We start from the raw sequence: 26154 nt of genomic DNA, 5'->3' as shown, positions 1-26154 counted from the left end.
TGATAGTGAATATATAACAAAATAACCTTGTCGAAATCTGCTTTTAGATTCATTAATTTTCAGTTTTCCATTACAATTGTGGGGTTTTGAAATTTATGCTTAGATTTACAATTAATTAGAGGACGTATCTGTGAGCAAAGACACTATCGTTGCCCTACATGCAGAGCACCAAGGTCGCTGGAAAAACCGTGAAGAAATCGCGGAACGTATGATTGCCCTAGTGGGTCAGTTATATCGTGAAAAAAACATCGTAGCTACAGTATACGGTCGTTCTTTAATTAACCGTTCGGTTATCCAAATTCTTAAAGCGCATCGTCGTACTCGCGTACTTGACGTTGAACTTTCAGTTGTGAACACTTTCCCAATTCTTGAAGCTTTAGCGAAAATCGAAAACATCGGTACTGCTGAAATTGATCTTGGCAAACTTGCTGTTGAGTTCAAAGAAAAAGGCGGTGATGTTGACGCATTCGTTGCTGACGCTGTGAAATCACTTGAAGGCAATGCAACTAACGTTGAAAACCGTGATGTTGTACTTTACGGTTTCGGTCGTATTGGTCGTATCCTTGCACGTTTGATGATCAGCCAATCTGGTTTAGGCCGTGGTCTTAACCTTAAAGCAATCGTTGTTCGTAAATCATCTGACGGTGACTTAGAAAAACGTGCGTCTTTGTTACGTCGTGACTCTATTCATGGTCCATTCGCAGGTACGATTTCTGTTGATGAAGAAAACGAAGCAATCATTGCAAACGGTAACTTCATCAAAGTGATCTATGCGTCTAACCCATCTGAAGTTGATTACACTGCTTACGGTATTAACAATGCACTTGTAATCGATAACACAGGTAAATGGCGTGATTCTGAAGGTCTTGCACAGCACCTTAAATGCGCTGGCGCTGCACGTGTAATTCTAACTGCACCTGGTAAAGGTGACATGAAGAACGTTGTATTTGGTGTGAACCAGGCTGACATCCTTGATGAAGATCAAATCATCTCTGCTGCAAGCTGTACTACCAATGCGATCACTCCAACACTGAAAGTGTTAAACGACAAATACACAGTGATCAATGGTCACGTTGAAACAGTTCACTCGTTCACAAACGACCAGAACCTGATCGACAACTACCATAAAGCTGATCGTCGTGGCCGTGCTGCAACATTGAACATGGTTATTACTGAGACTGGTGCTGCTAAAGCGGTTGCGAAAGCACTTCCTGCACTGAAAGGCAAGTTGACTGGTAACTCTGTACGTGTTCCTACGCCAAACGTATCTCTTGCAATTCTGAACCTGACTTTAGACAAAGAAGTTGATCGTGATGAAGTAAATGAATACATTCGCCAAATCTCAATCAATTCTAACCTTCAAGGTCAAATCGGTTATACAAACTCGACTGAAGTTGTATCTTCTGACTTTATCGGTTCTCGTACTGCAGGTGTATTCGACGCTCAAGCGACCATCACTTCAGGCAACCGTTTAACTTGCTACGTTTGGTATGATAACGAAGTAGGTTATAGCTGCCAGGTACTTCGCATTGCTGAACAAATGGGCGGCGTAAGCTATCCAAAAGTTCCTGCTGAAACAAATGCATAATTTGTGAAAGCTAAAAAAGAGTCTCATTTGAGGCTCTTTTTTTTATCTAAAGAGTAGGGATGAGTAGCTTAAGGCATAGACGATGAATGGATTGATCAAAAGCATCGAAATGTCTTGTTATTTCTGCCACTGTTAGATGCGTGTGAGTCATTTATAATGAAAAAGCCAACTAAAATATTCAAGTTTTAAGTTAATGAAATCATTAAAGAAATAAATACAAAAAATTGCAAACTGGTTTGGGTAATGTGTTCAAAATAAAGCTGTAAAAATAAAAAAGCAAAAGGAATTTAGTTTGCAAGCAAAGCACATGCTCAGTGGATTGGCATTTATTGTGTTTGCTGCACTCTGTGGTGTACTCATCGCCATTTGGGTGTTTAAGCACTTTAATATTTATATCCCACTAGAAAATCAAAACGTCAATATCGACCTGCAAGAGCCATTACAAGCCGAAGTCAAAATTCATGATGCCTTGGATGTGGATGTGACAGGGCGGGTGAATGCTGAAATTCCGATACATGAAAATTTAAATATTCCCTTAACTCAAACGCTGACACCACGGGTGTATTTTGATAATCAAGTCCCGATCAAGACCACGATTCCAGTGCGTGAAACTTTGAAAGTGAATCAAAACCTTCCTGTGAATACCAAAGTGAAAGTCAGAGTCATGGGGCAGGATGTGACATTGCCACTCAAAGGTGATATCCCGATACAATTGGATATTTCAGTAAATATGAATGTGCCTTTGGAGCAAAAAGTACATTTAAAATTTGATGCGCCAGTCAAAACCGTGCTGAAAGAAAACCTGCATATTCCACTCAATGCAAATTTAAAAACCAACATTCCTATTGAAGGTAATTTGAATGTTCCAATTAAAACGGCATTGAAAGCGACAGTGGACGTACAAAATACGTTGCCCGTTCAAATTAAAAAGGGTGAATTGGTGATTCCACTAAAAACAATGCGACTCAATAGAGAGCATGCCAAAACTGAAGCGAAAGCTCAGGAGTAAGCCATGTGGATATTTCAATCGGCGAAGCGTATCATTTTGAGTTTTATCGCAGTTGCATTGTTGGTTGCGGTACTATTTTGGTTGTATTTAAATATTTATGCGTCGATGCAAGTACGTGCAAAAAATGCAGATATTCAATTGTCGCATTCACTACCCACCAAAATTTCCGTTGGCAATTATTTGCAAACGCAGTCCATCGGGACGTTGGATACGCAGATTGCTTTAGATCGGAAGCTGTAACTGCCCTTAAAGGGAAAATATCTGGCAGATTTGCAGTTTAGTGTAGAGGTTCCGATCTCAGTGGATATTGATTATTCCACCAATATTCAAATTAACCAGACGATGCCGCTTGAGGCGACCACAGATTTGGTGATTAAAAATAAACTTGTGCCGAAATTTCCCTTAAAAATGGACATTCCTGTCAAGTTAGATGTGCCTTTTCATTTGAAAAGAACCTATAACATTCCTATTCGAATTAATTTTAATGGCCCTGTGTATTTTGAGTTTAATGAAAAAGTTGATTTGCATGTGGTACATCAGTTTGCACCACAGCTAAAACTGAATGACCCGATGACCATGCGAAAAATTGCAACCTTTAATGCCACGATGTACAACGCAGAGCGTAATACCAAGGCAAATTTAGATATGAATATGGATTTGCCGATAAAAAATGTACATCCATAAGCATGATTCAACTCAAAAAAAGCCCGAATCAATTCGGGCTTTTTTGTGGGTTCAATCTTATTTTAAAGCAGCTTCAACAGCACTACGTAGAGAAGTAGTTGGGTGACCGAGTAACTGTTCCAAGTCCTTACGATCACTTTGCATCGCACCGTCAATGCTATTGATATCGGCATCGACGATCACATCTACAAGACCAGCAGGTAATCCAGCTTGTAATAGACCTTGTGTATAGTCTTCTGTAGTTAGATTTTGATAGTGAACATTTTGACCTGAAACTTGCTGTAGGGTTTCAGCAAGCTGTGCCAATGTGAAACTGTCTGAGCTTGCAAGTTCATAGGTTTTATTCTCATGACCAGAGCTTGTAAGTACTTTTGCAGCTGCTTCAGCATAGTCAGCACGGGTCGCTGCATTAATTTTCCCATCCTTTGCTGCACCAAATAAGGTACCTGTTTCCACCACATGTCCTGCAGCAGCAAGATAGTTTTCGACATACCAGTTATTTCGTAAGAAGGTATAGGTTAAACCACTAGCTTGAATCAGACTTTCTGTTTCACGATGTTCTTGAGATAAACCCAATGGTGACGTATCTGCACGTAACAGGCTGGTATAAGCAAGATATGGAACTTTCGCTTCTACTGCAGCATCAATTACGGCTTTGTGTTGTGGAGTACGCCGACCAATTTCATTGGCAGAAATGAGTAATAATTTATCGACACCTTGTAGTGCAGGAACAAGTGTATCTGGTTGATCATAGTCAAAATGACGAAGTTCGATGCCTTGAGCTTGTAGAGATGCTGCTTTTTCTGGTGATCGAACTAAAGCGATGATGTTTTCGGCCGCGGTTTCTTTCAATAAAAATTGAAGGACCAATTGGCCTAGTTGACCTGTTGCACCTGTAATTGCGATTTTCATATTTAAACCCTCTGATTGTTGAATCAATGATCTTGATGGTTGAATCTTAATCTGTTAACTTACTAAATGTAAGTACGTACCAAAAAGTAAGTTAGTGACTTTGAGGAAAGATTTAATGAACACATACGCTACAAGTAAATTATTAGGTCAAGTTTTATCCACAGATTGTCCATCTCGAGAAATATTGGAACATCTCACCAATAAATGGTCAGTATTAGTTTTACGTTGTTTGACTGAAGGGGTACACCGTTTTAGTGAACTTAAGCAACGTATCGAAGGGGTAAGCGAAAAGATGCTGGCTCAAACGCTGAAAATGCTCGAGCAAGATGGTTTTATCTTACGGACAGTCTATCCAGTCGTGCCACCCAAAGTTGAATATCAACTGACTTTAATGGGCTCACAGGCTGCAGAAAAGTTAATGCATCTGATTGGTTGGGTTGAACGAACCTTGCCTGAAATTATTGAAGCCAAGGAAAATGCACGTAAATAGCTTTCAGAAATGGGGAGTGAAATTCGTTTGCTATTTATCAAAGCTATTTTGATGATGAGCTAAAGATTTTCGAGCGATGTGCGGATTTTCCTAAAAATTTGCATCAGCACCAAGATGAATGAAATTTATAGTATTGCTGAATAATATTGTTCGAGAAATTCTTTAAAATATGGCAGAATAAGCGGTTTTAAAGTTTTTAGAGGATTGGCAAACATGCGCTTTGTTGATGAAGCAGTCATTACCGTAGAGGCTGGCGACGGTGGCAATGGCGTAGCCAGTTTTCGCCGTGAAAAATTCGTACCATTTGGTGGTCCAGATGGTGGTGATGGTGGTCGTGGCGGTAACGTATACGTTCAAGCCGACAACGACACAAGTACCCTAGTAGATTATCGTTATACACGTAAATTCCGTGCAGAACGTGCTAAAAATGGTCGTGGAGCGAACTGCTCAGGCCGTGGCGGTGAAGATACCGTATTGCTCGTTCCAGTGGGCACAACAATTGTAGATACAGAATCTGGCGATATCATCGGCGACTTAGTGGCTGACGGTCAGCGTGTGTTAGTGGCAGCAGGTGGTGAAGGTGGTTTGGGTAATACTCACTTCAAATCTTCAACCAACCGTTCTCCACGTAAATGTACACACGGCTCAAAAGGCGAATATCGTGAAATTCGTCTTGAATTAAAAGTACTCGCAGACGTTGGTTTGTTGGGTATGCCAAATGCGGGTAAATCAACCTTTATCCGTGCAGTTTCAGCAGCAAAACCAAAAGTTGCAGATTATCCATTTACCACAATGGTGCCAAACCTAGGTGTGGTTGATGCCGATAGTCACCGTTCATTTGTAATGGCGGATATTCCGGGTCTAATCGAAGGGGCTGCAGAAGGTGCTGGTCTAGGTATTCGATTCCTGAAACACTTGGCGCGTACACGTATTTTATTGCACATCGTAGATGTTCAACCGATTGATGGTTCTGACCCTGCGTACAATGCAAAAGCAATTTTGGAAGAGTTGAAAAAATTCTCCCCAACACTTTCAAAATTACCTGTTGTATTGGTACTCAATAAAGTAGACCAATTGGCGGCTGAAACGCGTGATGAATGGTGTGATCACATTCTCGAAGAGTTGCAGTGGAAAGGCCCTGTATTCAAAACTTCAGGTTTAACGTTTGAAGGTACTAAAGACGTTGTGTATTACCTGATGGATCAAATTGAAGAGCAGCGCGAACGCGAAACTGAAGATCCTGAATATGCTGCAGAAGTTAAAGCATTCCGTGATCAGCTTGAAGCTGAAACACGTGAGCAAACGCTTGCTGCGAAAGAAGCATATCGTGAAATGCGTCGTCAACAACGTCTGGCAGGTCAAGGTGAAGACTTTGATGATGAATTTGAAGACGGTGATGATGAGGCAGAATCGTACTACGTACGTTAATTGCTGAATAAGTGTCAAAGCAAACAAGTCTGAGGACAAGATGATAGAAGTGGTAGATGGGCAACGTCAGCTCAAGGGTTGTAAACGTATCGTTGTTAAAATCGGATCATCACTACTCACAGCAAACGGAAAAGGGTTAGATCTGGATGCAATCTCGCATTGGGCGGGACAAATTGCAGAACTACACAATGCAGGACACGAGATCATTCTTGTGTCTTCCGGTGCTGTGGCTGAAGGGATGGTTCGTATGAATTTGGACAACCGACCCACAGATCTACCCAGTCTACAGGCTTGTGCTGCCATTGGTCAGATGGGCTTAATTCATACTTGGTCTAGCGTATTAGAACAACGTTCGATTCGTACAGCACAAGTGCTGTTAACGCATGATGACTTGGCAGACCGTCGTCGCTATTTAAACTCATGTGATGCTTTGCAGCATTTGATCGATTGGCGTGTGATTCCTGTGATCAATGAAAATGACACAGTGTCGACTGACGAAATCCGCTTTGGCGATAACGATACTTTAGCTGCGATGGTGGCTGGACAGGTTCATGCAGACCTCTTGGTGATTCTAACTGACCAAGAAGGTATGTTCGACTCTGACCCTCGTTCGAATCCAGATGCAAAACTGTTCCATACAGTACGTGCAATGGATGAATCATTATTCGATATGGCTGGCGGCGGCGGTAAATTCGGTCGTGGCGGTATGTTGACCAAAGTTCGTGCGGCACGTTTGGCAGCCAAGTCAGGTTGTCCAACAGTGATTGCAAGCGGCGATAGCGACAATGTGCTTTCACGTGTGATGGCCGGTGAATTACTCGGTACTTTATTCATTACGGATAATGACCGTGTCACAGCCCATCAACAATGGTTAGCTGCACACTTACAAACAGCTGGTCGTTTAGTAATTGATGATGGCGCAGTCAAAGCCATTCGTGATAATCACCGCAGTTTATTACCTGTAGGTGTGAAAGCAGTTGAAGGGCATTTCGAACGTGGTGATGTGGTGGAATGTGTCGATACACAAGGTCATCGTGTTGCCGTCGGTCGTGTAAACTTCAGTTCACGTTCGGCAGAAATCGTCAAAGGTTTGGCCTCAGATAAGGTTCATCAAGTTTTAGGGGAAGCCCGATCACTTGAAATGATCCATCGCAATCACATGGCGATTTACTAAATTGAAAGATCAAAATCCTGCTTCCGAGCGGGATTTTTTATGGCATGCCATTTGAATATAACGATAAAAATAGAAATAAGAGGAAAAGAAGATGAGCGAAATTCAATATTTAAACATTCAAGATCTAAAAGATGAGCAGGCTCAACTGTGCGAATTATTGGCACAATGTGTGCAAGATGGTGCATCACTGGGTTTTTTAGCTAAAGAATCTAAGTCGCACTATGATGAATATTGGTCTGCTGTGACAAAGGATATTCAAAAGCATAAAACCTTTTTGTGGGCGGCGCTACAAAGCGGTGAAATTGTGGGCACAGTACAATTGGTTCGTGCCACCAAAGCCAATGCACTGCATCGTGCTGAGATTGAAAAACTTATGGTGCATCCAAAGGTACGTCAGCGAGTCATTGCTCACCAACTATTAACACTTGCAGAAGATCAAGCAAAACACTTGAACTTGAAATTACTTGTACTTGATACGCGTACAGGCGATTTCGCTGAAAGGCTGTATGAAAAATTTAACTTTATAAAAACCGGGATCATTCCACAATTTTCATTGGGCCATACGGGTGCATTAGATTCAACGACATTATTTTATAAATTATTGTCTTAAGTTAAAGTTGATGAATTTTTTAGACCAAAACTCCTGCACAGATGCAGGAGTTTTTTCATTAAAGGTTCTTTTGATTAACCCGTTTAGAGAGTTCTTCCGCACTTTCAACTCGTTCAGAATAGCGATCTGTGAGGTAGGCAGATTGACCACGTGTGAGTAGGGTAAATTTATATAGTTCCTCCATTACATCGACAATGCGAGTGTAATAAGAGGAAGGTTTCATGCGATCATTTTCATCAAACTCTAAAAATGCTTTTGCAACGGAAGATTGATTTGGAATCGTGATCATCCGCATCCAACGCCCAAGGATGCGCATTTGGTTAACAGCATTAAAAGATTGCGAACCACCACTGACTTGCATTAACGCCAGCGTTTTACCTTGAGTAGCACGAATGGCACCTGACGCTAAAGGAATCCAATCAATTTGTGCTTTCAATATAGAGCTCATCGCACCATGTCGTTCTGGCGAACACCAAACCATGCCTTCAGACCATGCAAGTAATTCATGTAATTCCTGAACTTTGGGATGTGAAGTTTCAGCATCTTCAGGCAGTGGAAGACCTTTAGGATGAAAAATTTTGACTTCTGCACCAAAATGTTCAAGGATTCGACCCGCCTCCAATACCGTTAGGCGGCTAAATGAGCGTTCACGGTTAGAGCCATATAGCAGCAGAATGCGTGGCGGATGTTCAAGTGCTTTAGCTTGAACTTGTTCAAAACGCGGTGTTTCAAGTAAATCTAGTTGAATATTGGGGAGCTTCATTTTAGTTCTCTTTATACCATTTGCGTTTTAGCCAGAGCGATACACTCACTAATGCAATAAGCACAGGCACTTCAACCAATGGGCCAATAATCGTGGTAAATGCAATCGGAGATGCAATGCCAAAGGTGGCGATGGCAACAGCGAGGGCAAGTTCAAAATTATTACCCGCTGCGGTAAAGGATATGGCAGTGGTTTTGGCGTAATTATTACCCATCCATTTGCTCATCAAAAAGCTAATGAAAAACATCACCACAAAGTAGATCGTGAGGGGAATGCCAATACGCAGTACATCCATTGGAAGGCTCAAGACATCTGCACCTTTGAGGCTAAACATCACCACAATGGTAAAGAGTAATGCCATTAAACTGATGGGGCTGATTTTGGGTATAAATTGATTTTTATACCAATCCAGACCTTTTTGTTTTACCAATATGGCACGCGTTAGGAAACCGAGCAGGAAGGGAATGCCTAGATACACCAATACTGCATGTGTGATGGTCCAAAAGCTGACTTGGATCACTTGTGCTTCTATACCAAAATAAGGCGGTAAAAAACTCAAAAAGAACCATGCGTAGGTACTAAAAAATGCAATTTGGAAAATACTGTTAAATGCCACTAAAGCCGCAACGTATTGGTTATCCCCGCAAGCTAAATCATTCCAAACCAGAACCATCGCAATACAACGTGCTAAACCAATCAGAATCAAACCGGTCATGTATTCAGGGTAGTGTTGTAAAAAAACGATCGCCAAAATAAACATCAGGCAAGGCGCAATTAACCAATTTTGAACCAGTGATAGGTACAAGGTACGTTTATCTTTAAACACTTCAGGCAGGGCTTTGTAATCCACTTTAGCCAAAGGCGGATACATCATCAGGATTAAACCAATGGCAATCGCAATATTGACATCACCGATATTGAGTTGATTTAAAGCCCTTGAAGCACTTGGAATATACACGCCAATCGCAATGCCTAGCCCCATTGCGATAAAAATCCATAGCGTTAGATTGCGGTCTAGAAATGACAGTTTTGCAGCAGCCATTATTGGATCTCTGAAATTTTTTGGATTTCTAGGTTGAGTTCTTCACGACTTAATTGCGTAAAATCGAGTGCAAATAAAGCATCTAAACGGCGGTTAATATGCGCCACGGTATCAAGAAATGCTGCAAGTTTTATTTCATCTACAAGCTCTAAATGGGAAGGATCTTCTAAGCCCCAGTGGGCTTTGATGGCAGAGCCTAAGTAAATTGGGCAAGCTTCTTGAGCGGCAGAACCACAGACGGTAATTACCACATCGGGTTGATATTGTTCACATGCTGCGATGGTTTTACTCGACAAACCCTCAGTCGGTAGATTGAGGTTTTGTAGGGTTTTCAAGGTAAACGGGTGGACTTGTCCTGAAGGTTTACTACCTGCGCTATAGGCATGGAAACCTTCAGGGGCACGATGGTTAAAAAGTACTTCGGATAAAATGCTGCGGCAGCTATTGCCAGTACATAGAAATAAAAAATTCATAGCGTTTCACACAATGTTGTAGTGCCTTTCGGAGAGTTTAAATCGAGATTTTTAAATCGTTCTTGGTGACGCATGACATCAAGTATTTGTGTACACCAAGTAGGCAGTACAGGGTGAATGGAGTAATAAACCCATTGACCTTTACGCTGATCACTCAGCACACCTGATGAACGCAGTAAAGCCAAATGACGTGAAATTTTGGGTTGGCTTAATTCAAGATACTCAGTGAGTTCGCAGACGCAGAGTTCACCTTTACATGCCAACAGCATGATGATGTTCAGACGAGTCTCATCTGCAAGTAATTTGAAAAATTCAGTCTGTTCCATGTTTATCTGTATATATGGATTTACATATATCTTCACATATGAATATGTGGATGTCCATATGTGTTGTTCAATAAAAATCCCACACGCGGTGGGATTTTGATATTTAGACCAGTTTAAAAGTCGAATGAAGTTTGTAAGAAGAAGCTACGTGGTTGACCTATATATTTACCACCTGTTGCATCTGATGAACGGGTGAAATACTGTTTATCAAAGACATTCTTAATACCAGCAGCAACTTTAACCCCTTGTAGCGAACCGCCAAAGTCATAGCCGGTACGCACAGCAAAAGTTGAATAGCCTGGAATATCGCCCAGTTTACCATTTGCCGTTTCTTCAGTTTGGTAGATCCCCGAATCTTGGTTAGCTGGGGCACGTTGTTTAGATTGAGCATACATGTCGGCATTGATTGACCAAGCATCGTATTTATAGCCTAAGCCAAAGTTTGCGACATTTTGTGAATAGAAGGGCAAATCTTTACCTTTAAAGTTACCTGCTTCAGCAACTGCTTTGGTATAGGTGTAATTACCATAGGCTTTTAAGCCTTCGAGATTGTTAGCTAAATGTCCAAAGTCATAGCTAAAACCGGTTTCGATCCCTTTATGACTTGTAGCACCGAGGTCAGTCCAAATGCCATTGTTTGCAGCATCACGTTCTAAAATCAGTTCTTTGTCAAAATCTAGATAAAACGCAGTTAATTCAGCGCTCAAACCATTGCCTAAATATTTGGTACCAATTTCATAGTTATTAGACTTTTCAGGATGTAAGCCATCTAAGGTGGTGACCGCTGTAGTGCCTTGTGTTGTCGCTAACTGGTTATATTGCTGTGGACCAAAAGAAACACCTGCATTAGCAAAGAAATTCCAATGGTCTGTTGCTTTATACAGGACAGCTAAACTTGGTAAAAATTCATCTGATTGGATTGATGGATGAACAGTATTTTGTAATACGCCATTTTTATAGGCACTAAAACTGTTTTGCGTATCAATCAATTCAAAACGAACGCCAGGTGTAATATTCCATTTACCTAGTTCTATACGGTTATCAATATAAGCTGCGTGTGCTTTGGTGCCACCCGCACTGCGGGTACGTGCTATAAACTGACCGGGTTCAGCATCTGCAGCGTATTCAGTACGGCCTGCGAACTCGGTGCTTTCTTCATCCATATAACGGTAGCCTACAGTCACTTCATTCAGCGTGCTACCTAAGCTATAGCTACGAGAATAACGTGGCTCAATGGCAAAGACTTTATAATCACGCGGTGAAGTATCTAAGCGATGATTGCCATTGGTTAAGGTGGATTCAAGATTGCTGGTACGGAATGAATCGATGTAATAACTTAAAAGTTCAAAGTTGTTCGTGTCTCTTTATGTGTATAACGCAGCGATACATCTGAACGACGGCCAGTGAAAAAATCACGATAATGCGACGTTTGATATGGATTTGCTTCGAATTCAGCAGTGCTTAAACCTTCAGGCATTTCACCTGTACCATCGTAGTGATGTAAATTTAACGCGATTTTATCCTGATCAGTGATGTCATAAGCGGTTTTTAACATGACATCATCAATGTCATTTTTATTGTTCGCTTCACGATAACCGTTGCCTTTAGTGCCTGAATAAAGTAAGGCAAGACCTAAACCATTATCTAATGTTCCACCAACAAACAGACTAGGACCTAATTTTACCTGATCTGTACCTGTTGCATATTCAGAGTTTAATGCCACGGTACCTTTAAAGTCTTCAGGAATGCTACGTGTGGCAAAGTTGATAATACCGCCGACATTTTGTGGCCCAAAACGGACAGAACCTGCACCACGGACTACATCAACAGATTCTATATTTCCTAAAGAGACAGGCGCCATCGAAAGCTGTGGTTGGCCATACGGTGCAAATGACATTGGTATGCCATCGATCAACACAGTTGAACGTGGAGAGAGGCGAGAAGTTAATCCACGAACGCCAATATTTAATGAAACATCGCTACCGCCAGTACCATTATTTTCTTGAACCTGAACACCAGGAACTTGGCGTAACGCATCTTTAAGAGATGTTGCTGCGCTTTCGTTTAAGCGTTTACGGTCAATGATGGTCCGCGCACCGGCATGCTTTTGCACCTTTTTTTCATTGGCGTTTTCCAGCCAGTTCCCTTGAGTTTCAATGGTGATGGTGGGTAAAACATCTGCTTGTGCTGTCTCTGTATTTTCAGCAGCAGAAGCCATAGTGGCAACCATGCTTATACCTATGGCAATACTCAGCGGTAATAGCGGGAAATTTTGAAGCTTTAGAGATTTTTTGCTTGAACTATACATAAAAGTGTGAGCAATGGAGAGAGAGCGCGTATCATAATCTTGAGTGCGATAAATTTAAATAAGGATGATTATCATTTAAAACTATGAGTTTGATTAAGCTAATAGACTTTTTAATTTAAATAAAGAATAAGTGAAATTTGTAATCAAAAAAACCGCGCTAAAGCACGGTTTTTTAAAATGAATTTAATTATTTAAACTGGATAGAGCCGTTTGCACTGACCGTGATTTTAGATTCACCACCTGCCATTTCTTGTTCTGGAATTGCATCAGCTGCTGCAGCTTTCATCATGGCCATACGTGGTACAGGCTGACCACCATAATTGCTGGTATTTAAATTAATATTAACTAAGTTATAGCCTGATTTATTCCATGCTTGAGCGAGCGCTTGGGCACGTTGTTGAAAGTTTTTAGAGGCTTCAACCATCAACTCATTTTCTACTTTTTTACGCTGTGCATCTGACACACTAAAGCTGATGGATTGAGTTTGGAAATTTTGTTGTAACTCGCTCACCAATTGGCTAGCTGCTTTAAAGTCTGTACTTTCTAAACGCACTTCGGCACGACCACGCCATTCTTTCAATTTACGACTGTCATTGTCATAAATCGGGTAGGTGCTTTGAGATCCCGTTTCGATTTTTACCGCAGGGTATTTACGGGCTGTGTTCACCGCTTGGGTCATCAATTGGTTGATTTGGGTAGCAAGTTCAGCCGGTTGTTTATTTGACTTTTCAATATATAAAACGGCATGCATTTGGTCGTTCGACACTTGGCGAGTGGCATCCGCCTGAATGTTCACGATGTTGTAATTGAGTGGGTCGGCTGCTTGAGTTGCTGCTGCCAAACCTAGACCGGATGCTAATAAAACAGTAGATAAGATAATTTTACGCATTGTTATGACCTATTCTTCTTTCAGAATGACTAATTTAGCTTATGCTCTTATCTTAAAAGGGGATTGTGATGGATTAAAGGAAAATCTGTGGTGGGATTGTAAATCTTTCAAGAAAAATAAATGCAGTGCTTGATGAATATTTATTTAAATAATCAGCACTTAGTTGTTTAAATAATTGAAGATTACAATAATCATTCATAAGTTGTAAAAAAGCATAAAATAAAAAGGTTTTCTTTGTTTTGTCACACTGTAAGATGATAATTCAAGATATCCATGGAATAGATCTGTTTTTTCTCTAAATTATCTTTTTATTTGATCATAAAAGTGATTTATTTTCTTGAAAAAGTCTGTATCATCCGCCTCCTAGTTAGCCCATACTCAAAGAGCTTTTAAAGCTAACTAGAAACTCATAAAGCACCGAGTCAAAGGACCGCAAGTCACCCGACTTATTTCTTTCAACCCATATCAGAGATGGTAATTCGATATGAGCGTTTCTTCTGTAAACCCTGCCACTAATTCTACTAACGAATACTATTTGACTCGCCAAAGCCAGATGGAATCCAATGTTCGTAGCTATCCGCGTAAACTTCCACTTGCGATAGCAAAAGCTTTAGGTTGTTGGGTTACTGATGTTGAAGGTACAGAGTACCTCGATTGTTTAGCTGGGGCAGGAACATTGGCATTAGGCCATAATCATCCTGCGGTAATTCAAAGTATCCAAGACACACTTGCAAGTGGCCTCCCATTGCATACTTTGGATTTAACAACGCCTTTAAAAGATGCTTTTACTGAAGCACTACTTGAGCAATTACCTGGTGGTAAAGAAGAGTATTGTCTACAGTTCTGTGGCCCGTCTGGTGCAGATGGTACAGAAGCAGCAATTAAATTAGCAAAAACTTACACAGGTCGTAGTTCAGTAATCAGCTTCTCAGGTGGCTACCATGGTATGACTCACGGTTCTTTAGCAATGACAGGTAATTTGTCTGCTAAAAATGCTGTGAACGGCTTAATGCCGGGTGTTCAATTTATGCCGTATCCGCATGAATACCGTTGCCCATTAGGCATAGGTGGTGAAGCGGGTGTAGACGCATTAACGTATTATTTCGAAAACTTCATTGAAGACGTAGAAAGCGGTGTAACGAAACCTGCAGCTGTAATCTTGGAAGCAATCCAAGGCGAAGGCGGTGTAGTGACTGCACCTGTAAAATGGTTAAAGAAAATCCGCGAAGTGACTGAAAAGCACAACATCGTGTTGATTCTTGATGAAGTACAGGCTGGCTTTGCACGTTCAGGTAAAATGTTTGCCTTTGAACATGCAGGTATTGAGCCAGACGTCGTTGTAATGTCTAAAGCAGTTGGTGGTAGCTTACCACTTGCAGTATTGGGTATTAAACGTAAGTTTGACGCATGGCAACCCGCAGGTCACACGGGTACATTCCGTGGAAACCAACTTGCTATGGGTACTGGTCTTGCAACAATCAAAACCATCAAAGAACAAAACTTGGCTCAAAACGCACAAGAGCGTGGCGACTTCTTACAAGCTGAAATTAAAAAATTAGCGGTAGAATTCCCATGTATCGGCAACGTACGTGGCCGTGGTTTGATGATTGGTGTTGAAATTGTTGATGAACGTCAAAAAGCAGATCACATGGGGTCTTTACCAGGTGATTCTCAATTGGCAGCAGCAATTCAAGCAGCATGTTTCAACAACAAATTGTTGTTAGAAAAAGGTGGTCGTAATGGTACTGTAATTCGTTTACTTTGCCCATTGATCATTAACCAAGCTGAATGTGAAGAAGTAATTGTTCGCTTCAAAAAAGCACTTGCTGAAGCACTAGTTGCAGTTCGAGGCGCGTAATGGTTGATTTTGCAGAACATCGTAAAGCGTTATTCTGCAATGATGCACAATCCATTGCTGACTATCAGTCAGCAATGGGCGAAGCGGTTAAAGCCGTTTCTGCATGGTTGCAAAATGACAAAATGTACACCGGCGGTAGCATTAAAGAGCTTCGTAGTGCAATTGCATTCAATCCTTCAAAAGAAGGTATGGGTGTACAAAAATCACTAGACCGTATGGTTGAGCTTTTCTTAAATAAAAGCTTAAAAGTACATCACCCACATTCTTTAGCGCATTTGCATTGCCCAACAATGGTAACAAGCCAAATCGCTGAAGTGTTAATTAACGCGACTAACCAATCTATGGACTCATGGGATCAAAGCCCTGCAGGTTCATTGATGGAAGTTCAGTTAATTGACTGGCTTCGCCAAAAAGTTGGCTATGGTGCAGGTCAAGCAGGTGTATTCACCTCTGGCGGTACGCAGTCTAACTTGATGGGCGTTTTGCTTGCACGTGATGCATGTATTGCTAAAAACTGGAAAGACGAAAACGGTAACCCGTGGTCTGTTCAGCGTGATGGCGTACCTGCGGAAGCAATGCGTAACGTAAAAGTGATCTGTTCTGAAAATGCACACTTCTCTGTGCAAAAGAACATGGCCATGATGGGTATGGGTTTCCAATCTGTTATCACTGTTCCTGTAGATGCAAATGCACGCATGGATATAGACGCGCTTGAGAAAACCATGGCACACCTTCAAGCTGAAGGTAAAATTGTCGCATGTGTGGTTGCAACTGCGGGTACAACCGATGCAGGTGCGATTGATCCACTGAAAACTGTTCGTGAAATCACCAACAAATATGGCGCGTGGATGCATATCGACGCAGCATGGGGCGGTGCACTGATTCTTTCAAATGACTATCGTTCAATGTTAGATGGTATTGAACTGTCTGACTCGGTAACGCTTGATTTCCATAAGCATTACTTCCAAACGATTTCATGTGGCGCATTTTTGCTTAAAGATGAAGCGAACTATCGTTTTATGCATTATGAAGCTGAGTACTTAAACTCTGCTTATGATGAAGAGCATGGCGTACCTAACCTTGTATCTAAGTCTCTACAAACAACTCGTCGTTTCGATGCGTTGAAATTGTGGATGACAGTTGAGGCATTGGGTGAAGAGCTTTACGGTTCGATGATCGATCACGGTGTGGGGTTAACACGTGATGTTGCAGACTATATTACTGCCACTGACGGTCTAGAAATGCTGGTTGATCCTCAATTTGCATCGGTATTGTTCCGTGTAGTACCAGCAGGTTACCCAGCTGAATTGTTAGATACATTGAACCAAAACGTTGCAGACGAATTGTTTGCTCGTGGTGAAGCGAATATTGGTGTAACTAAAGTAGGTCAGGTTCAATCTTTGAAAATGACGACTTTAAGCCCAGTAGCGACTTTAGATAACGTGAAGAATTTACTTGCTCTTGTGCTTGCAGAAGCGGATCGTATCAAAGGCCCAATCGCTGACGGTACATATACACCTGCAATTGACTAATTGTCATTTTGTAGTTGTAGAAGAAGGAGCTCATTTGAGCTCCTTTTTTTTAAATGAAAAGGCGCTTAATTTATTACATGGCCACAATTTTTCATTGAGTGATGATAGTTTACTGTGTAGGCAGATTTTTACTTTGACGGATCAAAGTAACTAAAATCCTTCTCAGGCAAAAGGTACATCCATGTGACCTTTACCTTACAGCGACATCCCTGTCGCCAGTCACGATAGTCATTGATGTTTATCATTTGATGAATGAGATACCACTTAATATTTATAACCAATAGAAGGCTTGTAAAGGAGTTTCCCTCTCCTTGTAGGAGAGGGTTAGGGTGAGGTGAATGCAATACGATATTGATGTTATGCCGCAAATAATGGACTAAAACCTTTTTTACGCAATAATTTGCGGTACATGCTAGAACTGCGGTCCGCCGGGAAATGCGCTTCGATGCTTAAATCCAAAGGCAAATATTCAGGCTTTTGTGATTCAGAGACTAATCGGTCTTCCTCAAATATTTTCAGGTTAAAGTCGTAAGCATCTTCGACAGGTAAGTCCTTGTCATAATTACGGCAAATGGGAGCAAATAGACGGGTGGAGCGGGCAGTCATCGGTGAAGCCACATTCATAATCACTTGCTTGCTGTCGTTTGGAAAATGTATGGTGAGTGTTGCAGTAAAAGGCAGATGAATTTCAAAATGCCGCAGCCATTGAAAGCCATCTTGTCCACGTTGTTCTAAACCAATCGGGTAGCGCCCAACACTGCTCCAATAATCCGCATTAAACCCTGTTTCAGTCTCAAATGTTTTATAGTCAGGTACTTCTACATTTTCAGGGTCACCAAAGGTATCGGGATGTACCCATGCAAAATGCGCAACATCAATAAAGCCTTCAAGCTGCCGGCCTGCAAAACATTGAAAATCGACCGTTGGGCACACCAATTGCTGAAACTCGGCTTCATCCCAATATGGCATTGCAGGTATATTCGGCGCAGTATCTTTAGCGGCAGTAAGTGAGCACCATATCAGTCCATAACGCTCAACAGCAGCATAAGTACGTAAGTTAAAGCGAGGTGAAATTTTGTGCTCAGGATGTGCAGGGATGCGATTGCAATGACCGTGTTCACCAAAGCGTAAACCATGATAGCGGCAGACAACGCCTAGACCATCATTTTTACCTAAACTTAGGGGTACGCCGCGGTGTGGGCAGGCATCTTTAGCGATAATCAGTTCATCTCCCATTTTATAAATGACGAGCGGCATATCTAAAAGCATGGTGCCATAAGGTTGTTCGCTGATTTCACGTGCTAATGCAATCGGATACCAATATTCTGCAAGTAAGTGCCAGTCATGTTCTTCAAAAGTCATATGCACAGGCAAGTCCGGATTAAATGTCGCAATGGCTTTGCTGGTCATTTTAGGCTCTGTTTTTATGTAAACTTGCATATTGAGCGAACTAAAAATGTAATGAAATTTCAATTATTGGAATACGGAGGAATAAAAAATCGAACATGCAAATGTGCAACATTCAGAAAAGGAGGGGAAATTGAAAAAAGAAAATAAGACAAAAGATGACAAGGACATGAATTCTTACGAATATCAAAGTAGAAATAAATAAGACCAATACTTTGATAAATTTCATTACATATTGAAAAATAAAGAATTATATTTAAATCAATGTGCAATCATCAATTATCATAAAAGCGTCATAAAGATGTAACCTAACTGTCATACTCTAAAATCAAAATGCAGATATCGAAAAAGTACAAGACTTTAAAAACAAAAGTGGCGTACTCCAATAAATGCATCAATTAAGAGAGATGAGAATGCGCTTAAATCATATCGCACTTGCTATGGTACTCACTACTGGGGCAACAGTCGCTACAACTGCAAATGCAGCTCGTGACACGATCCAAATTGCTGGTTCTTCAACTGTACTGCCTTATGCAAGTATTGTTGCAGAAGAGTTTGGTAATACATTCCCACAATTTAAAGCACCTGTCGTAGGTTCAGGCGGTACTTCAGGTGGTTTGAAACAATTCTGTAATGGTGTAGGCGACAACACAATTGACGTTGCAAACGCATCTCGTAAAATTAAAGATACTGAATTGGCTGCATGTAAAAAAGCCGGCGTTAACCAAATCTTAGAAATTAAAGTTGGATATGACGGTATCGTATTTGCGTCAAATGCGAAAAAAGCGGCATTCAAACTTCGCCCACAGCACGTATTTGCTGCACTCGCTGCTGAACTACCATCAAAAGGTAAATTGGTTCCAAACCCATACACACGTTGGAATCAAATCGACCCAACATTACCAAACGAAGCAATCACTTTAGTTATTCCTGCATCAAACCACGGTACACGTGAAGTGTTCCAAGAAAAAATGGTCGATGCTGGCTGTGAAACTTATGAAGCTTTCGCAAAATTAGATAAAGATGCTCAGAAAAAAGCATGTTCAACTTTCCGTAAAGATGGTCGTGTGATTGAAATCGCAGGCGACTATACAGAGACATTGGCACGCTTAAAAACTTCACCTAACGCTGTAGGTGTATTCGGTCTAGGTTTCTATGACCAAAACCGTGACAAGTTACGTGTAGCAACAGTCAATAACGTTGCACCTTCTGAGAAGACGATTTTAAATGGTTCATACCCAGTATCTCGTCCATTGTTCTTCTACGTAAAAGGTGAGCACTTAAAATCAATTAAAGGCTTAAAAGAGTTCACAGGATTCTTCCTTAGCAAAAAAGTATCAGGTAAAGGTTCTAAGCTAGAAAAAGCAGGCTTAATTTCAATGTCTGATAAAGAACGCGCTGCAGTTCTTGCAAACTTTAAAGCGGGTAAAGCAGTTAAATAATTGGATTGAAACAGCCAATGGCAGGATTGACCTGCCATTGGCTTTTTGCAAAGAAACAGTTTTTTCAAGAAGGGCTTTTGAAAAAACAGTGGAGATTACATGAATCTGCTACTTATTGGTGTGTTGCTCGCAATTATTGCAATCGCTTATCAAGTTGGACTGACCAAAAGTCGCAAACTTGCAGGTAAAGGCAATAACTCAGCAATGTTGCATTCACGACCGGGCTACTATGGTGTTTTGGTCGCTTTATGGTGTGGGATTCCCGCTTTTTTAATCTTGATTGTTTGGAACTTGGTTGAACCGAGTATTTTTCAACATGTTATTTTAAATAATGTCCCTGAAAATATTCGTTTAAGTTTAGATCCTGCAAGCACGAGCGTAATGGTTGACCGCGTTCAAGCGATTGCTTCTGGTTTTGGGGTGAGTGATACGCCAGCTGCATATGAACTTGCAGCAGCAGAACAATTAAAGAAAATTGAAAACATTGGCTCATATGCAAAATTGGCCATTGTGATTTGTGCGGCATTGATTGGTTTAGTCATGGCTAAACGCCGCATCGCAGAAAAATATCGTGCACGTAACCAAGTCGAAAAAGTCATTAATATCGCATTGGCACTGTGTTCGGGTGTCGCAATCCTGACAACAGTTGGCATTGTGATGTCGATGTTCAGTGAAGCCATGCGTTTCTTTAGTTTTGTCAGTCCACTCGATTTCTTCTTAGGCACTGAATGGAACCCCGGTTTTAGTACATCAGGGAATGCCGAAGGTAGTTATGGTTTGCTGCCACTCCTTTGGGGCACACTCATGGTCAGTGGTATTGCGCTATTGGTTGCTGTTCCTGTTGGTTTGATGATTGCCATTTACTTAGCTGAATATGCCAAGCCAAGTTTCCGTGCTTGGGCAAAACCGGCCATTGAAGTTCTCGCAGGTATTCCAACGATTGTTTACGGTGTATTTGCCTTAATGATTATTGGACCTTTTGCAAAACAGCTCGGCGCGTATATTGGACTCGATATTAATGCAACCAGTGCTTTAACAGCAGGCTTTGTGATGGGGATTATGATTATCCCATTCGTTTCATCATTATCTGACGACATCATTACTCAAGTGCCTCGCGCGCTTCGTGATGGTTCACTTGGTTTGGGTGCTACAAAATCAGAAACCATTCGCCAAGTGGTGATTCCAGCAGCATTGCCGGGCATCATCGGTGCATTCTTATTGGCAGCATCTCGTGCAATTGGTGAAACCATGATTGTGGTGCTTGCAGCAGGGAACAGTCCTTTACTGCATATCAACCCACTCGAAGCGGTGTCTACCGTCACTATTACCATCGTAAACCAATTAACAGGTGATACAGACTTTGCGAGTCCTCAAGCATTAGTTGCTTTTGCACTCGGTTTAACACTGTTTGTGATTACCTTAGGGCTGAATATTGTTGCACTGTACATTGTGCGTAAATACCGTGAGCAATACGAATGAGTACTACGAATACATCAAACATGGATCAAAAATTTGATTCACATGCAGCCGCTGAGCTTCGTGAAAAACGTAAGAAAATCATTGAAAACTCATTGGCGAAAAGACACCGTAAAGAAAATACCTTCCGTGTCTTGGGCTTTAGTGCAGTAGTGACTGGCTTATTGTTCGTCGTGCTATTGTTTGGTAGTATTTTAGCCAAAGGTTTACCTGCATTTTGGCAAAGCTCAATGACGGTACCTGTGTTTTTTGATCCAAACATTGTCAAAGTTGGTGCGAAACCAATTCAAAAAGAAGGTGAATCACCTGCACAGTTCCAAGAGCGTTACATTGCTTGGCAAACTGAAATGGGCATGGTGGATTGGGATGCGCTCATCGTAAATGGCATCATAGCAAAAGATCCAGCGATTGCCTCACAACGTGATGATCTCAACAGTTTATATACAAGTTCAGAAGCTTATCGCTTACGTGACATGGTAATGGCAGATCCGTCATTGATTGGTCAAAAACAAGATTTTAAAATCCTTGCAGATGCTAATGTCGATGTCTGGTTGGCTGGTAATATTGACCGCAGCTTGCCTGATGAACAGCAACAATTGAGCCCAGAAGTACGCCAACTTGCAGATAAACTTAAAGCTGATGGTGTTATTACTAACTCATTTAATACTGAAATATTTAAGAATCCAGACTCTCGTAGCTCACCTGCAACTTCAGGTTTAGCTGGGGCGTTTATGGGGTCGTTATTTATGATGCTGATCGTGATCATTATTTCAATTCCAATCGGTGTAGCATCCGCAATTTACTTAGAAGAATTTGCACCTAAAAACTGGATTACCGATGTTGTCGAAGTCAACATTAACAACTTAGCAGCGGTTCCTTCGATTGTCTTTGGTTTGCTTGGTGCAGCGATCTTTATTGGTTGGATGCATATGCCGCTTTCGGCTCCTGTGGTTGGTGGTTTAGTCTTAAGTTTGATGACTTTGCCAACGGTCATTATTACCACACGTGCTTCACTAAAAGCTGTTCCTCCATCGATCCGTCAAGCCGCTTTAGGTTTGGGTGCATCACGTTTACAAACTGTATTTCACCACGTCTTGCCACTGGCATTACCAGGTATCTTAACCGGTGCCATTATTGGTGTTGCGCAAGCCCTAGGAGAAACTGCTCCATTATTATTGATTGGTATGAGTGCCTTTGTGGCAAGTGTACCAGCCACTCCTTTAGATCAATCCACTGCATTACCTGTACAAATTTTCCTTTGGCAAGGTAATGAGCTACGTAACTTCTTTGAAGGACGTACCGCAGCAGCAATCATTGTACTTCTTGCTCTCATGATCGGCTTAAACAGTTTAGCCATCTGGTTACGTAAGAAATTTGAAGTACGCTGGTAATTGAGGGCATTATATGAATAGCGTCATTACAACTGAAAAGAATTCCTTATATCAGGATAAGTCTGTGAATCCAGAACAAACACAATTTACCTCTGCTCAGGGCAGCCAAAAACAAACCAATACTGCGTTTGTGTCACAATTCGATACGCAATCTAGCGCGAAAAAAGATGCGAAATCGAGCAATGTGAAAATCAGTACCAATGATGTGCATGTGTACTATGGTGAATCTGAAGCGATCAAAGGCATAGATCTGAACATTTATGAAAATGAAGTGATTGCCTTTATTGGTCCGTCTGGTTGTGGTAAGTCAACTTTCCTACGTACGCTCAACCGTATGAATGACACGATTGATTCTTGTCGTGTGACAGGGCAAGTGCTTATGGATAATCAAGATATCTATGATCCAAATCTCGATGTGGTGTTACTGCGTGCCCAAGTGGGTATGGTTTTCCAAAAGCCGAACCCATTCCCAAAGTCTATTTTTGACAATGTCGCTTATGGTCCAAAATTGCATGGTTTGGCACGTGACAAATACGACATGGAAGAAATTGTTGAAAATAGTCTGCGTAAAGCAGGCCTTTGGGATGAAGTGAAAGACCGTTTGAACCAACCGGGTACAGGACTTTCAGGTGGTCAGCAGCAACGTCTATGTATTGCGCGAACCATTGCTGTCAGTCCTGAAGTGATTTTAATGGATGAACCTTGTTCAGCACTCGATCCAATTGCAACAGCAAAAGTAGAAGAGCTCATCACTGAACTTTCAGCGCAATATACCATTGCGATTGTGACACACTCGATGCAACAAGCAGCGCGTGTTTCTGACCGTACCGCATATTTCCATTTGGGTGATTTAATTGAAGTGAATTCCACTGAAAAAGTCTTTACCCAACCGGATCATCAGCTTACAGAAGCCTATATTACCGGTCGTTTTGGTTAATCTAGACTGTTTGAAAATAGAGCCGAAAGGCTCTTTTTTTATGAAGTCAATAATTAGGTAGAAAAGGATTGATAGAAATAAAAAGCTCAATTTGACTCAATGAGAATTATTTTCAAAAAATAGATTGAATTTTTGTGATGTAACCCACATGTTATACAACATAAATATGAATTAAATGAGTTTCAATTTTATGCTATTTCATAATCCCAAGTTGCCTGCGGAAATTCGTGTAAGCCACTTAAATGCACGTATCAATGAACAACGAAAAAAAATTGCGCAAACGACTGCATCTAAACTTGAGCTGCTGCAACTAAGCCAACAATTATCAAAAGAAGCGCGCGCACGTAAAAAGAATAACCAAAAAATTTATGTAATCGATTTTAATGGTGATACCGCTGCATCTGCGGTAACGAGTCTACGTGAAGAAATTACCCTGATCTTAGCGACAGCAAAAGCAGGACGTGACCGCGTGGTTTTACGTTTAGAAAGTCCAGGCGGGATGGTGCATGGCTATGGTCTGGCCGCTGCACAATTGGTACGTTTACGTGATGCTGGATTTAACTTAACCATTTGCGTGGATAAAGTTGCTGCAAGCGGTGGCTATATGATGGCCTGCATTGCAAATGAGATCGTTTCAGCACCATTTGCCGTGGTGGGTTCGATTGGTGTAGTTGCACAAGTGCCGAACTTTAACCGTTTATTGAAAGAAAAACATATCGATTTTGAACTGTATACCGCGGGTCAGTTCAAACGTACCGTAACTATGTTTGGTGAAAATACTGCTGAAGGTAAAGCCAAATTTGAAGAAGAGTTACAGCAAACCCATAACTTGTTTAAACACTTTGTTGAAAAATACCGTCCTCAGCTCAATGTCGATAAAGTTGCCACAGGTGAGCATTGGTATGGTCAAGATGCAATGGATCTCAATTTGGTCGATAAACTCCAAACGTCAGATGAATATCTATTAAGTCTTATGCCACAACATGATGTATATATGATTGAAACCCGCAAAAAACCAACACTGGGTGAGAAGTTAGGCTTACAAGCAGCACAAATTGCGGATTCATTGGTTCCTGCTGTCATGTCAAAAGTGATGGAATCATTGAGCAAAGCTAATGCAAATATCGTTCAATTAAAAGATCTAAAATTTTAAAATCTTTATGCTTATAAAGTATTTAAAGCTCACTTCGGTGAGCTTTTTTTATGCTAAACGATGCTGTTGTGATAGATTGCGTTGCGTACATAGATATTGATGATAATGATGTCTAATTTTCTGTTTATTTTAGGTGGTGTCATTTGCCTAATGGTTTGGCCTTGGCTATATTTGCTGCATTTTCAAAGTGTGAAAAAATCTGTGCTGAAACAGTATGCTGCGCTGTTTGGCCCAGCAGCAACACTGTTGGCAGGCTATATTTATTGTTCATCACTACAGGTAGATGTTCGCTCTGAAGCCTGCGGCACTGTTGTGGCCTATCAGAGTTATATGAGTAGCGGAAATATAAATAAAAGACAGCCTTTTGAGCGGGTTGAAATTTTAGTGAATCATACAAAATATACACGGCATTTTCGTATAGATGATGATCTACAAAAAATGCCAGCGGGAGCAAAAGCGTGCTTTCAGTATTATGACCGAAAATTGAATCCGCAAATGTCAGATTCAATCTTAATTCAATGGACTGCTTAAATATTTAACTGATGTTACGCAGTAACACCAGAAGTGCAATTTGATTCAAATAAAACAACGATACGCGGTAACGTCATCCGCAAGTGTTTGAGACAGGGCTGCTTCTAATCAAAAATGTTTTTGCGATACTTTGAATACGTAGACGCGAGCGAACGAGTTTTGCGGTGAGGAGCATTGCTCCGCAAGATGGTTTCCTTGCGAAGCTTCGCTTCTCATTTTGCCGAATGAGAAACATCGTTTCGTAAAAGTACCTCCAGCCGAAGGCTAATCCCGTTATTCAATTCCTAGATGTAAGACTCCGTCGAATAGACTTAAAAATCATTTTTAAAATGAGAAATTACTTCTAGGTGCGTAACATCAGTATTTAAGATAAAAAATATTCAGGCTTTTGTTTAGCGTTATTCAACAAATTTGATGTCATTAAACAAATACCACCAGTGATCATCGCACCAAGTGTTGCAAGTAGCATATCTTTATGTGCATCCCAAATATCACCTTGTTGCCCATTATAATTTTCAGCTTCTTCTGGTGATAAGCCAATGGCAATCAGCCATTCGATCCATTCATAAAATAAACTGGTCGCCATGACGAATTGTATAACCAATAGATCTCTTTCATAAATCAAAAAACGATCTTCTTTTGGTTAATATTTGCACTCCGGATTTCTTAGCATTCGTGCATAATCTGCGGATGAAATACATCGATTCAAACAAGCTTTCTGATCCTCAGTT

Annotated in this window: 21 protein-coding genes and 3 pseudogenes; 15 read left to right on the top strand and 9 right to left on the bottom strand. The window is 41.0% G+C overall.

The annotated features are described in order from the left end of the window. Positions 1-130: 130 nt before the first annotated feature. The 3 genes and pseudogenes from FTU12_RS13525 (at position 131) to FTU12_RS13515 (ending at position 3281) form a co-directional block, all read left to right on the top strand. Entirely contained in the window at positions 131-1588 is a 1458-nt protein-coding gene (locus FTU12_RS13525) for a glyceraldehyde-3-phosphate dehydrogenase (protein WP_180114580.1), read from the top strand. Positions 1589-1895: 307 nt separating this feature from the next. Next, positions 1896-2597 carry an MFS transporter gene (locus tag FTU12_RS13520; RefSeq protein WP_218947574.1) on the top strand — a complete coding sequence of 234 codons (702 nt, stop codon included), beginning with the start codon at positions 1896-1898 and terminating at the stop codon, positions 2595-2597. A 3-nt stretch (positions 2598-2600) separates the two neighbouring features. After that, a pseudogene (locus FTU12_RS13515) lies at positions 2601-3281 on the top strand (hypothetical protein). Positions 3282-3338: 57 nt separating this feature from the next. Here the strand turns inward: FTU12_RS13515 and FTU12_RS13510 are convergent. Further along, positions 3339-4193, bottom strand: a complete 855-nt coding sequence (locus FTU12_RS13510; RefSeq protein WP_180007685.1) for an SDR family oxidoreductase — start codon at positions 4191-4193, stop codon at positions 3339-3341. Positions 4194-4308: 115 nt separating this feature from the next. Between FTU12_RS13510 and FTU12_RS13505 the strand changes: the two genes are divergently transcribed. The 4 genes from FTU12_RS13505 (at position 4309) to FTU12_RS13490 (ending at position 7895) form a co-directional block, all read left to right on the top strand. Next, entirely contained in the window at positions 4309-4683 is a 375-nt protein-coding gene (locus tag FTU12_RS13505) for a helix-turn-helix domain-containing protein (RefSeq protein WP_078191873.1), read from the top strand. Between the two features lie 213 nt (positions 4684-4896). Next, positions 4897-6111: an Obg family GTPase CgtA gene (cgtA, locus tag FTU12_RS13500; RefSeq protein ID WP_078190204.1), complete on the top strand. Its 1215-nt coding sequence runs from the start codon at positions 4897-4899 to the stop codon at positions 6109-6111. Between the two features lie 40 nt (positions 6112-6151). Then, positions 6152-7285 carry a glutamate 5-kinase gene (gene proB, locus FTU12_RS13495; RefSeq protein WP_078191872.1) on the top strand — a complete coding sequence of 378 codons (1134 nt, stop codon included), beginning with the start codon at positions 6152-6154 and terminating at the stop codon, positions 7283-7285. Positions 7286-7376: 91 nt separating this feature from the next. After that, the gene (locus FTU12_RS13490) at positions 7377-7895 is read left to right on the top strand and encodes a GNAT family N-acetyltransferase (RefSeq protein ID WP_180114579.1); all 519 of its coding nucleotides are present in this window, start codon (positions 7377-7379) and stop codon (positions 7893-7895) included. Between the two features lie 58 nt (positions 7896-7953). Here the strand turns inward: FTU12_RS13490 and arsH are convergent, their stop codons facing one another. The 6 genes and pseudogenes from arsH to FTU12_RS13460 form a co-directional block, all read right to left on the bottom strand. Further along, positions 7954-8658 carry an arsenical resistance protein ArsH gene (gene arsH, locus FTU12_RS13485; RefSeq protein ID WP_180114578.1) on the bottom strand — a complete coding sequence of 235 codons (705 nt, stop codon included), beginning with the start codon at positions 8656-8658 and terminating at the stop codon, positions 7954-7956. A 1-nt stretch (position 8659) separates the two neighbouring features. Further along, entirely contained in the window at positions 8660-9700 is a 1041-nt protein-coding gene (gene arsB / locus FTU12_RS13480; protein ID WP_180088086.1) for an ACR3 family arsenite efflux transporter, read from the bottom strand. Beyond that, positions 9700-10173, bottom strand: a complete 474-nt coding sequence (locus FTU12_RS13475; protein WP_180007690.1) for an arsenate reductase ArsC — start codon at positions 10171-10173, stop codon at positions 9700-9702. The genes arsB and FTU12_RS13475 overlap by 1 nt, the downstream gene beginning before the upstream one ends. Then, on the bottom strand, positions 10170-10499 hold the full coding sequence (locus FTU12_RS13470) for a metalloregulator ArsR/SmtB family transcription factor (RefSeq protein ID WP_180114577.1): 330 nt from the start codon (positions 10497-10499) through the stop codon (positions 10170-10172). The genes FTU12_RS13475 and FTU12_RS13470 overlap by 4 nt, the downstream gene beginning before the upstream one ends. Before the next feature lie 113 nt (positions 10500-10612). Then, positions 10613-12807, bottom strand: a pseudogene (locus tag FTU12_RS13465) (TonB-dependent receptor family protein). Positions 12808-12994: 187 nt separating this feature from the next. Beyond that, positions 12995-13696, bottom strand: coding sequence for an SIMPL domain-containing protein (locus tag FTU12_RS13460; protein WP_180114576.1), 702 nt, complete (start codon positions 13694-13696; stop codon positions 12995-12997). 484 nt (positions 13697-14180) lie between these two features. Here FTU12_RS13460 and FTU12_RS13455 point away from each other — a divergent pair, with 484 nt between their 5' ends. Continuing rightward, positions 14181-15554 (top strand): diaminobutyrate--2-oxoglutarate transaminase, encoded by a 1374-nt coding sequence (locus FTU12_RS13455; RefSeq protein WP_180114575.1) that lies wholly within the window; start codon positions 14181-14183, stop codon positions 15552-15554. Further along, entirely contained in the window at positions 15554-17086 is a 1533-nt protein-coding gene (locus tag FTU12_RS13450) for an aspartate aminotransferase family protein (protein WP_180114574.1), read from the top strand. Before FTU12_RS13455 ends, FTU12_RS13450 begins: the two co-directional genes overlap by 1 nt. A gap of 357 nt (positions 17087-17443) precedes the next feature. Here FTU12_RS13450 and FTU12_RS13445 read toward each other — a convergent pair whose 3' ends face one another. Next, on the bottom strand, positions 17444-18496 hold the full coding sequence (locus FTU12_RS13445) for a Rieske 2Fe-2S domain-containing protein (RefSeq protein ID WP_180093493.1): 1053 nt from the start codon (positions 18494-18496) through the stop codon (positions 17444-17446). Positions 18497-18906: 410 nt separating this feature from the next. On the opposite strand from FTU12_RS13445, the gene FTU12_RS13440 reads away from it, so the two are divergent. From FTU12_RS13440 to FTU12_RS13415, 6 genes are all read left to right on the top strand, one after another. Next, positions 18907-19935 carry a substrate-binding domain-containing protein gene (locus tag FTU12_RS13440; protein ID WP_180114573.1) on the top strand — a complete coding sequence of 343 codons (1029 nt, stop codon included), beginning with the start codon at positions 18907-18909 and terminating at the stop codon, positions 19933-19935. 99 nt (positions 19936-20034) lie between these two features. Beyond that, positions 20035-21414, top strand: coding sequence for a phosphate ABC transporter permease subunit PstC (gene pstC, locus FTU12_RS13435; protein WP_168379200.1), 1380 nt, complete (start codon positions 20035-20037; stop codon positions 21412-21414). Then, positions 21411-22802 (top strand): phosphate ABC transporter permease PstA, encoded by a 1392-nt coding sequence (gene pstA, locus FTU12_RS13430; RefSeq protein ID WP_180114572.1) that lies wholly within the window; start codon positions 21411-21413, stop codon positions 22800-22802. The genes pstC and pstA overlap by 4 nt, the downstream gene beginning before the upstream one ends. 13 nt (positions 22803-22815) lie before the next feature. Next, positions 22816-23739, top strand: a complete 924-nt coding sequence (gene pstB, locus FTU12_RS13425) for a phosphate ABC transporter ATP-binding protein PstB (protein WP_218948527.1) — start codon at positions 22816-22818, stop codon at positions 23737-23739. Positions 23740-23929: 190 nt separating this feature from the next. After that, positions 23930-24892 carry a protease SohB gene (gene sohB, locus FTU12_RS13420; protein ID WP_180009607.1) on the top strand — a complete coding sequence of 321 codons (963 nt, stop codon included), beginning with the start codon at positions 23930-23932 and terminating at the stop codon, positions 24890-24892. Between the two features lie 105 nt (positions 24893-24997). After that, complete coding sequence (locus tag FTU12_RS13415; RefSeq protein ID WP_252725857.1) at positions 24998-25423, top strand: hypothetical protein; 426 nt, start codon at positions 24998-25000, stop codon at positions 25421-25423. A 364-nt stretch (positions 25424-25787) separates the two neighbouring features. Here the strand turns inward: FTU12_RS13415 and FTU12_RS13410 are convergent. Next, positions 25788-26030, bottom strand: a pseudogene (locus tag FTU12_RS13410) (DUF2238 domain-containing protein); the annotation flags it as partial. Positions 26031-26154: the final 124 nt, after the last annotated feature.

It is taken from the genome of Acinetobacter sp. YH12063, assembly GCF_013419715.1.
GTDB classification, from domain to species: domain Bacteria; phylum Pseudomonadota; class Gammaproteobacteria; order Pseudomonadales; family Moraxellaceae; genus Acinetobacter; species Acinetobacter amyesii.
This window is presented reverse-complemented; position numbering and strand designations above follow the sequence as displayed.